Source organism: Devosia geojensis, assembly GCF_000969415.1.
Classification (GTDB): Bacteria; Pseudomonadota; Alphaproteobacteria; order Rhizobiales; family Devosiaceae; genus Devosia; species Devosia geojensis.
Map to the genome: position 1 here is coordinate 1 of NZ_JZEX01000097.1, position 14040 is coordinate 14040.

13 protein-coding genes are annotated in these 14040 nt (G+C 65.7%); 1 reads left to right on the forward strand and 12 read right to left on the reverse strand.

The window, feature by feature from the left end:
- Positions 1–57 precede the first annotated feature (57 nt).
- The 10 genes from VE25_RS09360 to VE25_RS09405 form a co-directional block, all read right to left on the reverse strand.
- Positions 58–927 carry a phosphotransferase family protein gene (locus VE25_RS09360; RefSeq protein WP_046108354.1) on the reverse strand — a complete coding sequence of 290 codons (870 nt, stop codon included), beginning with the start codon at positions 925–927 and terminating at the stop codon, positions 58–60.
- A gap of 2 nt (positions 928–929) precedes the next feature.
- Positions 930–2570 (reverse strand): glucose-6-phosphate isomerase, encoded by a 1641-nt coding sequence (gene pgi, locus VE25_RS09365; RefSeq protein WP_046108355.1) that lies wholly within the window; start codon positions 2568–2570, stop codon positions 930–932.
- A gap of 187 nt (positions 2571–2757) precedes the next feature.
- Complete coding sequence (gene tgt / locus VE25_RS09370) at positions 2758–3903, reverse strand: tRNA guanosine(34) transglycosylase Tgt (protein ID WP_046108356.1); 1146 nt, start codon at positions 3901–3903, stop codon at positions 2758–2760.
- Between the two features lie 59 nt (positions 3904–3962).
- The gene (locus VE25_RS09375) at positions 3963–4592 is read right to left on the reverse strand and encodes an exopolysaccharide biosynthesis protein (protein ID WP_046108357.1); all 630 of its coding nucleotides are present in this window, start codon (positions 4590–4592) and stop codon (positions 3963–3965) included.
- Positions 4589–5674 (reverse strand): tRNA preQ1(34) S-adenosylmethionine ribosyltransferase-isomerase QueA, encoded by a 1086-nt coding sequence (gene queA, locus VE25_RS09380; protein WP_046108422.1) that lies wholly within the window; start codon positions 5672–5674, stop codon positions 4589–4591. Before queA ends, VE25_RS09375 begins: the two co-directional genes overlap by 4 nt.
- 164 nt (positions 5675–5838) lie before the next feature.
- On the reverse strand, positions 5839–6318 hold the full coding sequence (locus VE25_RS09385; RefSeq protein ID WP_046108358.1) for a peptidylprolyl isomerase: 480 nt from the start codon (positions 6316–6318) through the stop codon (positions 5839–5841).
- Positions 6319–6428: 110 nt separating this feature from the next.
- Positions 6429–7007 carry a peptidylprolyl isomerase gene (locus VE25_RS09390; protein WP_046108359.1) on the reverse strand — a complete coding sequence of 193 codons (579 nt, stop codon included), beginning with the start codon at positions 7005–7007 and terminating at the stop codon, positions 6429–6431.
- The gene (coaD, locus tag VE25_RS09395; RefSeq protein ID WP_046108360.1) at positions 7007–7495 is read right to left on the reverse strand and encodes a pantetheine-phosphate adenylyltransferase; all 489 of its coding nucleotides are present in this window, start codon (positions 7493–7495) and stop codon (positions 7007–7009) included. Before coaD ends, VE25_RS09390 begins: the two co-directional genes overlap by 1 nt.
- Positions 7496–7722: 227 nt before the next feature.
- Positions 7723–8022 (reverse strand): GNAT family N-acetyltransferase, encoded by a 300-nt coding sequence (locus VE25_RS22720; protein WP_052731855.1) that lies wholly within the window; start codon positions 8020–8022, stop codon positions 7723–7725.
- Positions 8022–8642: a LysE family translocator gene (locus VE25_RS09405; RefSeq protein WP_046108361.1), complete on the reverse strand. Its 621-nt coding sequence runs from the start codon at positions 8640–8642 to the stop codon at positions 8022–8024. Before VE25_RS09405 ends, VE25_RS22720 begins: the two co-directional genes overlap by 1 nt.
- A 306-nt stretch (positions 8643–8948) precedes the next feature.
- On the opposite strand from VE25_RS09405, the gene VE25_RS22960 reads away from it, so the two are divergent.
- Positions 8949–10451 carry a DUF6600 domain-containing protein gene (locus tag VE25_RS22960; protein ID WP_160299972.1) on the forward strand — a complete coding sequence of 501 codons (1503 nt, stop codon included), beginning with the start codon at positions 8949–8951 and terminating at the stop codon, positions 10449–10451.
- 88 nt (positions 10452–10539) lie between these two features.
- Here the strand turns inward: VE25_RS22960 and gyrA are convergent, their stop codons facing one another.
- Positions 10540–13263 carry a DNA gyrase subunit A gene (gene gyrA / locus VE25_RS09415; RefSeq protein ID WP_046108423.1) on the reverse strand — a complete coding sequence of 908 codons (2724 nt, stop codon included), beginning with the start codon at positions 13261–13263 and terminating at the stop codon, positions 10540–10542.
- Positions 13264–13463: 200 nt separating this feature from the next.
- Positions 13464–13847, reverse strand: coding sequence for a winged helix-turn-helix transcriptional regulator (locus VE25_RS09420; protein WP_046108424.1), 384 nt, complete (start codon positions 13845–13847; stop codon positions 13464–13466).
- Between the last annotated feature and the right edge of the window lie 193 nt (positions 13848–14040).

Sequence of the window (14040 nt, forward strand, 5' to 3'; positions counted from 1 at the left end):
CCCCTCAAGGGGGAGGGGAGCCGACCGGCGCATTCTTCCGTCAAAACCTGAAAGTGTTTAGCGCAGCGCAGCCTCGTACTCCGCCCATGCATCGAGCCAGGACTGATCGATCTCGTCGTCCGTCAGATGCTCCCAGAAGCGCTGCACGGCGGTGTTGAGATCGACGCGGGCCGGATCGATGGCGATGCCGGTGAGGTCGGCGTAATGCGCAATGACGCGTCCGGTGAGCTCCGGATCGATGAGATTGGGCAGCGCGAAGTCGCGGTGGCGCTCGCCGATCCCAGCGTCGGCGAAGTCGTAGACGCCGTTGAGCGTGCCCGTCGCATGGTCGAAGGCCATGTTCCAGCCATGGCCGTCGAACTGACCGAAGATGAGGTCCGCCGGGCGGGCGATCTCGTCACGCCAGCGGGCAACGACATCGCGGCCATAGGCCTGCAGATGCGCCGGCAACCGGTGCAGCCGCTCCTCGATCCACTCCGGGCTCGGAAAGGCTTCCACCGGCTCGGCGCCGGCCGCGACCATGACCTCCAGCGGAATGGCATGGAGATCGGCATAGAGCTCGGCCAGCTGCCACGCCAGCCGATCGCGCTGCGTGTCGCCGAGCTTGCGATACCCCTCCGCCAGCAGGTGCTCGCCCGCGATCTTGCGGTGCTGGCTGAACGGACGCCCGCCACGATCGTGGACGATGAGCCGCGGAACGTTCATGCGCACGTGCGGGGCAATGGCGTCGAGGAAGCCAGCCTCGCGCAGCAGCGATGCCTCGGCATCCGCCGAGCGCGGGAACTTGAAGATCCATTCGCCGGCAACGTCGAGAGCGACGCTGTCCCAGCCCTCGCCCAGCACCTCATAGGGCGCGCCTTTCAGCTCCGGCGCGACCTCTGCGATGCGTTCCAGGAAGGGAGCTATGTCCTGCGGCTTGCCGGGCATGCCTACTTGCGCAGCTCGTGGTAGTAGGCGAGCAGGCCCTGCGTCGAGGCGTCGTGGTCCTTCCACTCGGCCTTGCCCTCGACCTTGGGCAGCAGCGCCTTGGCGAGCTGCTTGCCGAGCTCGACGCCCCACTGGTCGTAGGAATTGACGTTCCAGATCGTGCCCTGCACGAAAACCTTGTGCTCGTAGAGCGCAACGAGCGCGCCGAGCGTCTCGGGCGTCAGCTTGCCGTACATGATCGTGTTGGACGGCCGGTTGCCCGGAAAAACCTTGTGCGGGGTCAGTGCCGCGATCTCATCCTCGCCGAGGCCCTGCGCCTCGAGCTCAGCCTCGACTTCCTTCTCGGTCTTGCCGAGCATCAGCGCCTCGGACTGCGCCAGCACGTTGGCGACGAGCTTGGCGTGATGCGGCGGCAAATCCTCCTGCGGATTGGCGGCGATGAGGAAGTCGCAAGGGATGACGTCGGTGCCCTGGTGGATGAGCTGGTAGAAGGCGTGCTGGCCATTGGTGCCGGGCTCGCCCCAGACGATCGGCCCCGTCGACCAGTTGACCGCCTTGCCGGCGAGCGTCACCGACTTGCCGTTGCTCTCCATGTCCTGCTGCTGCAGGTAAGCGGTGAAGCGGCTGAGGCGCTGGTCGTAGGGCAGCACCGCGTGCGTCGCAAACCCCCAGGCGTTGCGATACCAGACGCCGATGAGCCCCATGATCACCGGCAGGTTCTTCTCGAGGGGAGCGGAGAGGAAATGCGCGTCCATCTCGGCCGCGCCCTTGAGGAACTTCTCGAAGTTCTCGAAGCCGACGGCGATCGCCACCGGCAGGCCGATGGCCGACCAGACCGAATAGCGCCCGCCGACCCAGTCCCAGAAGCCGAAGATGCGGTCCTGCTTGATGCCGAAGGCCTGGCAAGCCGCGATATTGGTCGAAACGGCCGCGAAATGGTCGTTGACCGCCGCCTCGCCCAGCGCATCGGCGATCCATTTGCGCGCGCTCGCCGCATTGGTCATGGTCTCGTCGGTGGTGAAGGTCTTGGAGGCGACGATGAAGAGCGTGCGGCTGGGGTCGAGGCGCTTCAGCGTATCGTGCATGTGCGCGCCGTCGACGTTGGAGACGTAGTGCGCACGTAGGTCCGCGCGGGTATAGGGCTCGAGCGCCAGCGTCACCATCGCCGGGCCAAGGTCCGAGCCGCCGATGCCGATGTTGACGATGTCGGTGAACTGCTCGCCGGCCGTGCCGCGGATCGAGCCGTCGCGCACCATGTCCGAGAACACCTTGATGTTGGCGAGCGTCTCGCGCACGCCCGGCATCACGTCCTCGCCCCCGACCTTGACCGGCTGGTCGCCCTGGTAGCGCAGCGCCATGTGCAGGACCGAGCGGTGCTCGGTGCTGTTGATCGGCTCGCCCGCCCACATGGCGTCCCGCCGCCCTTCGACATCGACCGAGCGGGCGAAGGCGAAGAGCGCGTCCATCACCTCTTCGTCGACCCGGTTCTTGGAATAGTCGAGCAGGATGTCGCCGGCCTTGACCGAGAACCGCTGGAAGCGGTTCGGGTCCTCGGCGAACAGCAGCCGCATGGGCCTGTCGGCCATGCGCTCCGCCTGCTTCTCGAGCGCGGCAAACGTCGCCTTGCGTCCGGTCTTGGCCATTGGTTTCATCCTTCGATCAGTTAACCGCATAGCGGGCTGTAGTGCTCGATTACATCCACACCCACGGGGTCATTCCCGCGAAAGCGGGAACCTCCGTTTCACAGCGGGCGCACCAAACAGAGGTCCCCGCTTTCGCGGGGATGACCCGGTGGGTAATTGAAGCAAAAGGGCAATTCGACGCATCCTTCTACCCATCGATCACCGGCAAATCCCCTGCCGCCCACTGGGCGCGGGTTTCCGCCGCAAAATCCGAAAAGCGCCCCGCCTCGATCGCACCCCGGGCGCCCGAAACCAGCTCTTGATAATAGGAGAGATTGATCTGCGAAAGGATCATCGCGCCCAAAATCTCCTCTGTCTTAACGAGATGATGCAGGTACGCTCGCGAGAAGCGCCGGCAGTTGGGGTTGGGCGAAGCCTCGTCCAACGGGCGCGGGTCATCCTTATGCCGGGCGTTCTTCAGATTGATGACGCCAAAGCGCGTATAGGCGTGGCCGTGCCGGCCGGCGCGGGTCGGGTGCACGCAGTCGAACATGTCGATGCCGCGTTCGATGCCGCCGAGGATGTCGTCGGGCTTGCCGACGCCCATGAGATAGCGCGGCCGGTCGACCGGCAGCTCCGGCGTGATCTCGCCGAGCACGCGGAACATCACCTCCTGCGGCTCGCCGACAGCAAGGCCGCCCACGGCATAACCGTCGAAGCCGATGGACCTGAGCCCCGCCGCCGACTTCCCCCGCAGCTCCGCATCGTCGCCCCCCTGCACGATGCCGAAGAGGGCGCGGTTCATCTGGCTGTCGAACGCGGTTTTGGAACGATCCCCCCACCGCAGCGACAGCTCCATCGCCCGCTCCATCTCCTTCTTTTCGGAGGGCAGCGGGATGCACTCGTCGAGCTGCATGATGATGTCGCTGTCGAGCAGCGTCTGGATCTCGATGGAACGCTCGGGCGTCAGCTCATAGGCCGAGCCGTCGAGATGCGAGCGGAAGGTGACGCCCTGCTCGGTGATCTTGCGAAGCTTCGACAGGCTCATCACCTGGAAGCCGCCGCTGTCGGTGAGGATCGGGCGCGGCCAGTCCATGAAGACATGCAGCCCGCCAAGCTTTGCCACGCGCTCGGCGCCCGGCCGCAGCATCAGGTGGTAAGTGTTGCCGAGAAGGATGTCGGCGCCCGTTTCGCGCACCTGCTCGGGATAGAGCGCCTTGACCGTGCCGGCGGTGCCGACCGGCATGAAGGCCGGCGTCTGGATATCGCCGCGCGGAGTATCGATCCGCCCGCGCCGGGCCATGCCATCGGTGGCGGCAAGGGAAAAGGAGACCTGCTTCATCGTCTTGTTCATGGCGCGGGTTCTAGCCCGTCGCCGGGCCGCGGACAATGCACCTCATGCCCCGGCGAACCTCACGTGATGGCGTCGACGGCGGCCATGCCGAGGTTGACGACGCCGAAGATCAGCAGCGCCTCGATCACCAGGCCTGCAAGGCAGATGATGGTGCCCAGCACGGCGCCGACGCCGTCCCGGTTCAGCATGGAAAATGCAAGTACGCAGAGGCCCACATTGGGCACGGCGTTGACGAAGGGAATCGGGATGGTCATCCCCACGCTGATGACCATGGCGAAAATCCCATAGGGGACCGTGGCTGCCGCCCCGGTCAGCCAGCGCATGCGCGGGCGCGAGAAGCGCGCGATGATCGCCGTGACCCGCGCCACCTGCTCGCTGGCCTTCAGCAGAGGCCGTAGCGGGAGCCTGCGCCGGCCGATGATGCCCGGCAGACGGATGGGCCGATTGAGCACCATGGCGAGGGCGACGGCGAACGTCGTCCAGGCAACAGTGCCGCCGAAACCGGGCGGCCCCGGGATCATGTTGAGCAGCGTCAGCATGAGGATAAGCAGGCGATGCGCATGTTGCCCCATCGCCTCGATGAGCCTGTCGAAGGTCAGGTGCGACGCATCGGTATCGGCTGCGACGCGCCGCAGGACGGCGACGATACGATTGGTGTAGCGCGTGACCGGGGCCGTGGGGGCCGTCACGCGCCGTCCTCGTCATCGCGCGGCGAGGCGCGGTAGAGAAGCGAGGAATCCCCATAGGAATAGAACCGGTAACCGTTCGCTATCGCATGCGCATAGGCCCGCTTCATCACATCGAGCCCGCTGAAGGCAGCAACCAGCATGAAGAGGGTCGATTTGGGCAGGTGGAAGTTCGTCATCAGCACGTCGACGGCGCGGAAGCGGAAGCCGGGGGTGATGAAGATGTCGGTCTCGCCCACGAACGGCGCGAGCGTGCCGGTGGCGCGCGCGGCGGTCTCGAGGAGACGCAGGCTGGTCGTTCCGACCGCGACGACCCTTCCGCCCTTCTGCCTGGCCGCAAGGATGCGCCTGACGGTGTCGGCTTCGATCTCGCCCCACTCGGCGTGCATCACGTGGTCGTCGGTGTCCTCGGCCTTCATCGGCAGGAAGGTCCCTGCCCCTACGTGCAGCGTCACCCGCTCGATGGAGACGCCCTTCTGCTGCAGGCCGACGAGCAGGTCTTCGGTGAAATGCAGGCCCGCCGTCGGCGCGGCGACGGCGCCGTCCTCGGCGGCGTAGACCGTCTGATAGTCGGTGCGGTCGCGCTCGCTGGGCCTGCGCTTGGCTTCGATATAGGGCGGCAGCGGCATCGCCCCGTGCGACTTGATCGCCTCGTCGAGCGCGGCGCCCGAGAGATCGAATTCCAGCGTCACCTCGCCCGTGTCGCCCTTGCCGGCGACGGTGGCCAGCAGCGGCTCCATGCCATCGGACCCGAGCTCAAGCCGGTCGAAGACCTTGAGGCGCTTGGCCGGCCGCGCGAACGCGCGCCAGGTCCTGGCATCCACCCGCTTGTGAAGGTTGAACGAAACGCTCGCCCGGTGCTCGCCGCGCACCCGCTCGCCCCGCAGTTCGGCCGGCAGCACGCGCGTGTCGTTGACGACCAGCACGTCGCCGGGCCGCAGGAGCCAGAGCAGGTCCCGCACATTGCGGTCTTCCAGCCCATCGCGCGGATCGACCACCAGCAGCCGCGCGCTGTCGCGCGGCTCAGCCGGGTGAAGGGCGATCCGGTCCTCGGGAAGCTCGAAATCGAAGAGATCGACGCGCATGGTGCAATCGCCCACCGAATGTCACCCCGGCGAAGGCCGGGGCCCATCCTGAGATACCGCAAGATGCCGCAAGATGCCTCGTTCATACACCTTGCGGCAGCGGTTATATCTCAGGATGGATCCCGGCCTTCGCCGGGATGACATCGGGGTTTTAGTCGTTAGAACTAAGCCGCAATATCAGCCGCGACCTTGACCGAGATCATCTGATCGGGATCCCGCACCGGCTCGCCGCGCTTGATCTGGTCGACGTTCTCCATGCCCTCGATGACCTTGCCCCAGACGGTGTACTGCCGGTCAAGGAAGCGCGCGTCGTCGAAGCAGATGAAGAACTGCGAATTGGCGCTGTCCGGGTTCTGCGCGCGCGCCATGGAGGCGGTGCCGCGCACATGCGGCTCGGCGTTGAATTCCTGCTTGAGGTTCGGGTACTGCGACCCGCCCGTGCCGGTGCCGTTGGGGCATCCGGTCTGGGCCATGAAGCCCTCGATCACGCGATGGAAGACGATGCCGTCATAAAACCCCTCCCGCGCCAGCTTCTTGATGTGCGCAACGTGGTTCGGCGCCAGGTCCGGCCGCATGGCGATGACCACCGTGCCCTTGGTGGTCTCGATGACGAGGGTGTTTTCGGGATCGGCGTATTCGGCCATCTGGAGAAACTTTCAGTTGTTGTACGAAACGTGGTGGCGTTCGCTTTAGCTTGCCTCACCTGCGATGTCACCCCGGCGAAAGCGATGGGTGGCGAGGCCGGCTACAAGGCCTACCGATACTCGATGCTTGCCGAAACGATCGCATCCGGCCCATCGACCATGCCGTTGGTCGCCGGATCGCCTTTCTTCAGCGCATCGACGAACTCCATGCCCGAGACCACGCGCCCGAACACCGTGTACTGCCCGTTGAGATGCGGGGTGTCGGCATAGGTGATGAAGAACTGCGAGTTGGCGCTGTTGGGATCATTGGTGCGGGCCATGCCGAGGACGCCGCGCGCGAACGGCTCGCTGGTGAACTCGGCCGGCAGGTCCGGCAGGTCCGAGCCACCCGCGCCCGTGCCGGTCGGATCGCCCGTCTGCGCCATGAAACCATCGATCACGCGGTGAAAGACGAGGCCGTTGTAGAACCCGTCCTCCGCGAGCGTCACGATACGCTCGACATGCTGCGGAGCAAGATCGGGCAGCAACTCGATGTCGACGGTGCCCGCCGGCAGCTCGAGCATCAAATGCGGCGTCCCCGCCCGATCCTGGGCGGCGGCAGGGAAAGCGAACGCGGTCGCGAGCACGGCGGCGAAGGCAATAGCGAGCGCGCCGATGAGGCGACGGCGTTGCGTAAAGGTCTTATTCATCAGGGTTTCAAGGCCTTCAGGACGATCTGGGGAACGAAAGCGGAAATGTCTCCGCCCATCTCGGCTATCTGGCGCACCAATGTGGCCGAGATGTGCCGCACATGGGGGCTCGAGGGCACGAAGACGGTCTGCAGGTCGGGCGCCATCTGCGCGTTCATGCCCACCATTTGCATCTCGTAGTTGTAGTCGGTGGTGTCGCGCAGGCCCCGGATGATGAGCTTGGCCCCGTGCTCGCGCGCCGCCTGCACCATCAGTCCCTTGAAATCGATGATCTCGATCTCGGTGTCGGTGCGCCTGCCGACGGGCGCCAGCGTCTGCTTCAGGAGCTCGATGCGGTCCGCATGGGCAAAGAGCGGCTTCTTGGTGGCGCTGACGCCCACTCCCACGATCAGCCGATCGACGAGCTTGCACGCCCGCTCGATGACATCGAGATGCCCATTGGTCACCGGGTCGAACGAACCGGGATAGAATCCGACGAGTCTGGTCATTGCCGCTCCCCTTTTCGAGCGGTTGTGGCACGCGAGGCGAGTCAGGGCAAGATCGGCCGACGTTCACCGGCAGGTTCGCGTTTCCAGACGTCGAGCATGTCGGGTCCGACCCCCTCCTCCATACGATGCCACCCGCGGTGCCCGTAGTAGTTGCGCAACGTCGGCCGGGCGCAGAGGAAAACCTCTGTTTTTCCGAGCTCGAAGAGTCGCTCTCCGGCCGCCTCCATCTATGCTCCACCTATCCCCCGGCTTCGCTCGTCGGGCTCCACCCAGAGGGCGGCGATCCAGGGAGAGAGTTGAGGACGCGCATCGAGATCGGAGGTGATGCCGCTGACAGTCCCGAGAAACCGCTCGCCCGCTCGGGCGACCAAGGTGAACGGCGGATCTCCGGGCGCGAGACACTCGTCCAGCGCGGCCTCAACGTCCGACAATGCCGCGCCGTAGGGCGCCCACCATGCCCTCCATATGCGCTCCGCGACGATATCGCGAAACCAGCGGGCAGCCCGAAGATCGACGATATCGACCATCAGGCCCGTTTCTGCAGGGCCAGCCATACGCCCCCGATCATCAGGACAACCCCGGAGACGCGGTTGACCATGCGCACCCGCGCCGCCGTGAGGAAGCCGCGCGCCCGTCCGGCAGCCACCGCGTAGACGGCGTCGGTCGAGGTCGCGACCGCCATGACGAGGAGCCCGAGGACCATGATCTGCCCGAAGGCGGGCCGGGAAAGATCGACGAACTGCGGCAGGAACGCCGAGAGGAAGAGCAGCGTCTTGGGGTTCGACCAGTTGACCAGCGCGCCCTGCCAGATATAGCGCCCGACCGGAAGACGGCCGTCCGCGGCTTCGATATGGAGCTTGCCGGAAGAGGTGAACATCTTCCAGCCGATCCAGACGAGATAGGCGGCGCCGACGAGCTTGATGATCTCGAACGCCTCCGACACCAGCGACATCACCGCCTCGAGCCCAAGCGCGACGATCACCACCATCGAGAGCATGCTCAGCTCCGTGCCGAGGATGGTGAGCAGCCCCGCCCGCGTGCCCCCGCCCAGCGAATTGGCGACGACCACCGAGACCGAGGGACCGGGCACGATGGAAAAGAGCAGGCAGGCGAGCAGATAGGGAAGGATGATGGCGGGGTCGATCATGGTGGCGCTCCAGGCATTGGCAGGCAAGGCAGCCACAAAAGGTGGCCTGGTGGCAAGAGGCATGTTGCGGCGGTCGCTCCCCTGCCGCAATCGCGGGAGCCGCCTCCGGCGGAGGCTGGCACGCCGGCGGACCGGACGACATGCAACTTACACAGGTTAGTCGATCCCTACTTCCTGAAGTGATTCAATCCATTGGAAGTCAACGCACTAACCCGATCCCCCGAAGCCGAGGTCCAAGCCCACCACCGGAACTTCGGGCTGCGCTCGCTATTGCCGCCGCAAGGGGCGGCCAACCGCGAGGAAAAGATGAAAACGTCACGCATTCTCAGCGGCATCGCCGCAATCGCGCTGCTGACATCGACCAGCATCGTACCGGTCGGTCCGTTCGCCGTCACGACCGTCCAGGCCCAGACGGCCGAAGTCAGCTTCAACCTGTTCTTCGAGGAGCTCCAGCCGCACGGCATCTGGGTGCGGCACCCGCAATACCGCTATGTCTGGTGTCCGACCGAGGTCAACGCCGGCTGGCGGCCATATACCGTCGGCCGCTGGCTCTATCTGGCCGATAGAGGCTGGTATTTCGCGTCCGACGAGCCCTTCGCCTGGGCCACCTACCACTACGGCCGCTGGTTCGACGATGACGGATTGGGCTGGTGCTGGGTGCCGGGCACGCACTGGGCGCCGGCATGGGTGAGCTGGCGGCGCAGCGACGACTATATCGGCTGGGCACCGCTTCCGCCCGAAGACGACGGTTTCGTCGTCACCATCGAGGTATCGGTCGAGGATCCGCCCGAGCCGGCCTGGATCTTCGTGCCCGTAACGCGGTTCGTCGAGCCCGATCTCAGCGTCTCGGTCGTCTTCGGCACCGAGGAGCCCGATCTCTTCACCAGGACCGAGCTTGTCGGGCCGGTGTTCGTTGAGAACAACGTCGTCGTCAACAACATCATCGATATCGACTTCGTCGAGCAGACGACCGGTCAGGAGGTGATCGCTTACCAGATCGAGGAAACGAGCGAGCCGACGACCGCGACCGTTTCGACGGAAACCGATACCATTCAGGTGTTCGCGGCCGAGATTCCCGAGCCCGAGGAGACCGTCGAGCCGCCCGAGGCGGTGGAGCCCGAGCAGGCGGCCGAGGAGGTGATAACCAACCAGCAGGAGCCGGCCGCCGAGGGCGAGGAGGCAACCCCTGACGCCGAGGCTCCGGCGCCCGAGGACCAGCCGCCTGCGGTGCAGGAAGGCGAGGAAGCCGCTCCAGCGCCGCAAGGCGAGACCCAGGACGGCGCCGAACCGCCCGCCACCGGGGAAGCCCCCGCCGAAGAGGGAGCCCAGCCTGAAGCACAGGAGGAAGGCGAGGAAGCCGCTCCAGCCTCCCCGGCCGCGCCTGCAGAGCAGCAGGAGTGTGCCCCCGAAACCATGGTGGACGGCGCCTGCCCGCCGGAAGGCCAGGAGCAGGAGCCTGCCCCAGCTGAACAACCTGCCCCAGCCGAGGAACCCGCTCCAGCCGAACAGCCTGCTCCGGTTGAAGAACCTGCTCCAGCTGAAGAACCCACTCCTGCCGAGCAACCGGCCCAGGCTCCTGCAGAGCAACCGGTCCCAGCGCCTACCGAGGAACCGGCGGCTCAGCCAGCCGAACCGCCTGCCGAACCTGAAGCGGCGCCGCAGAAATCTGCACCGGCGGCTCCAGAGGAGTTGCCCTGCCCGCCCGAGACCATGATCGACGGCGCCTGCCCGCCCGCTCCAGGTGAAGGCGGCCAGGCGCCCGCAGAGGCCCCCGCCGAAGCGCCTGCCGAGGCACCGCCTGCCCAATAAGTCGGGCGCAAATCAAAAAGGGGGTACCCGCATGCGGGTACCCCCTTCATTTTGGACATAACTATCAAGGAGAGCAAATCGGAGTGCGTTACTCCACCACGCCTTCGTCGCCCTGCCCGGTGTCCCCGTTCTCGTCCTCTTCGCCTTCGGCCTCGCTGATTCGCTCGACCGAGACGACTTTCTCGTCCTCGGCTGTATCGAAGACAATGACGCCCTGGCTGCCGCGCGAGACGATGCGGATGGGCTTGTCGCCGCCGACCGGCAGGCGGATGGTCTGCCCGCCGTCGCTGATCAGCATGATCTGGTCGTCCTCGCTGACCGGGAAGGAAGCAACGAGGCTGCCGTTGCGCTTGTTGACGGCCATGGCGACGATGCCTTTGCCGCCGCGCCCAGTGATCCGGTACTCGTGGCTGGAGGTGCGCTTGCCGTAGCCGTTCTCCGAGACGGTGAGGATGAACTGCTCTATGGCGCTCATCTGCGCGTAGCGCTCCTGGTCGAGCGCGCCGGCAACGACATCGGCCTCGTCGGTGCCGTTCTCTTCGGCCTCTTCCTCGCCGCGCACGGCACGGCTCATCTTGAGGTAGGCGGCGCGCTCCTCGGCGCTCGCGTCCGAGTGGTTGATGACGGCCATGGAGATGACCCGGTCGCCTTCGGCGAGCGCAATGCCGCGCACGCCCATGGAGTCGCGGCCCTTGAAGACGCGCACCTCCTCGAGCGGGAAGCGGATCGCCTGTCCGAGCGCGGTGGTCAGCAGCACGTCGTCGTTGGCCGTCGCCGTCTCGACGCCGACGATCGCCTCGCCCTCGTCGAGCTTCATGGCGATCTTGCCGTTCTGCCGGACCTCGACGAAATCGGCGAGCGAATTGCGCCGCACGGTGCCGCGGGTCGTCGCGAACATGATGTAAAGGTCGGCCCAGGTCGTCTCGTCCTCGGGCAGCGGCATGATCGAGGTGATGCGCTCGCCCTGCTCGAGCGGCAGGATGTTGATCAGCGCCTTGCCGCGCGCATTGGCCGCCGAAAGCGGCAGGCGCCAGACCTTGAGCTTGTAGGCGATGCCGCGCGAGGTGAAGAACAGCACTGGCGTATGCGTGTTGGCGACGAACAGGCGCGAGACGAAATCCTCCTCGCGCGTCGCCATGCCGGTGCGACCCTTGCCGCCGCGGTTCTGCGCCCGATAGGCTGAGAGCGGCACGCGCTTGATGTAGCCGCCATGGGTGACGGTCACCACCATATCCTCGCGCGCGATGAGGTCCTCGTCCTCGAAGTCGGCGGCGCTGTCGCTGATCTCGGTGCGGCGCGGCGAGCCGTACTGCTCCTTGATCTCGGTGAGTTCTGTGCGGATGATGTCGATCACGCGCTGACGCGAGCGCAGGATAGCGAGGTACTCCTCGATCTCGGCGCCGAGCCCGTTGAGCTCGTCGCCGATCTCGTCGCGCCCGAGCGCGGTGAGGCGCGCGAGGCGCAGCTCGAGGATCGCCCGCGCCTGCTCCTCGGAGAGGTTGAAGGTGCCGTCGTCGTTGATGCGGTGGCGCGGATCGTCGATGAGCGCGATCAGCGGCGCGACGTCCGCCGCCGGCCAGTTGCGCGTCATCAGCGTCTCGCGGGCCGAGGCGGGATCCGGCGCCGTGCGGATCACGTGGATGACGTCGTCGATATTGGCGACGGCGACCGCGAGGCCCACCAGCACGTGCGCGCGGTCGCGCGCCTTGTTGAGGAGGAACCGCGCCCGACGCGTCACCACCTGCTCGCGGAAATCGATGAAGGCGGTGAGGATCTGCTTCAGGCCCATCAGCTCGGGCTTGCCGCCGTTGAGCGCCACGAAATTGCAGCCGAACGAGGACTGCAGCGGCGTGAAGCGGTAGAGCTGGTTGAGCACCACGTCCGGCACGGCGTCGCGCTTGATCTCGACGACGACGCGCATGCCTGAGCGATCGGATTCGTCGCGCAGGTCCGCGATCCCCTCGATGCGCTTCTCGCGCACCAGCTCGGCGATCCGCTCGACCATCACCTTCTTGTTCACCTGATACGGGATCTCGGTGATGATGATCGCCTCGCGCTCCTTGCGCACCTCCTCGATGGCGACGCGCCCGCGGATGAGGATGGAGCCGCGCCCGGTCTCGTAGGCCTGGCGGATGCCCGAGCGCCCGAGGATGACGGCCGCCGTCGGGAAGTCCGGCCCCGGCAGCACCTCCATCAGCTCCTCGATCGTCACCTCGGGCCTGTCGAGCATGAGAAGCGTGGCGTCGATCACTTCGGCAAGATTGTGGGTCGGCACATTGGTCGCCATGCCGACCGCGATGCCCCCGCCCCCGTTGACGAGCAGGTTGGGGAAGCGCGCCGGCAGCGCCACCGGCTCCTTCTCGGAGCCGTCATAGTTGTCCTTGAAGTCGACCGTATCCTTGTCGAGATCGTCGAGCAGCGCGCCGGTCAAGCGTTCCATGCGCACTTCCGTGTAACGCATGGCCGCCGGCTCGTCGCCGTCGACCGAGCCGAAATTGCCCTGTCCGTCGATCAGCGTCTGGCCCATGGAGAACTGCTGGGCCATGCGCACCAATGCGTAGTAGATCGATGCGTCGCCATGCGGATGGTACTTACCGATCACGTCGCCGACCACGCGCGCCGACTTGCGGTAAGGCTTGTTCCACTCGTAGCCGTTCTCGTTCATCGAAAAGAGAATACGCCGATGCACGGGCTTCAGCCCGTCGCGCACGTCCGGCAAAGCCCGGCTCACGATCACGCTCATGGCATAATCGAGATAGGACTTGCGCATCTCATCGGTGATTGAAATCGGGGCGATGTCGGAGGACGGCATCGCGTTGTCTGGCGTATCGGTCACTCGGTGATTCTTGTCCGTTCGTGGTGCCCTATAGATAGGCGATCTCAGGCAAAATTGCTAATTCTGCGGCGCGTATCCTGTGGAGAGGCGCCGCCGGCGCAGCGCCGCAGAACGGCACGACGAACACCCACGTGGCATCGAGGTCCGCCCATCGGCCACCGGGGCGCCGCCGACGCTCAAGCCGCCTCCGCTCCATCGAACTGCGCCCGCGCCTCGTCGATCCGGGCGTGATTGGCGTTGGCCCACTCGATCAGATGCCCGAAGGGCAGGACCAGCGATTTGCCGAGCTCGGTCAGCGCATACTCGACCGATGGCGGCTTGGTGGGAAACACGGTGCGCATGACCAGCCCGTCGCGCTCCAGCTGGCGCAGGGTCTGGGTCAGCATCTTCTGAGAAATATCCGGAACTTCCCGCCGCAACTGATTGAATCGCATCGGCTTCATGGCAAGATACATGATCAGCAGCATGCTCCACTTGTCGCTAATCTTGTCGAGAACGCCGCGCACGGGACAACCAATCAGGGGCACCGACATCGTCGTGCCCGCGCGCCAGGCGTCCATCACCGCATCCCAATCCATCCGTTCGCTCACAAGTCACCTCCGGGTGCCCTTATGCGGCGAAAGTGCCTCCTTTCGCCACCAAATCCGTGTCTCTATATGGCAGTCTCCATTCGATACTTACTCTCTTGCAGAGTGTTTCTCAAGAGCGGGTACCGATGGGCACGCGGCATCATCCGCCGCAGAACTCAGGAGA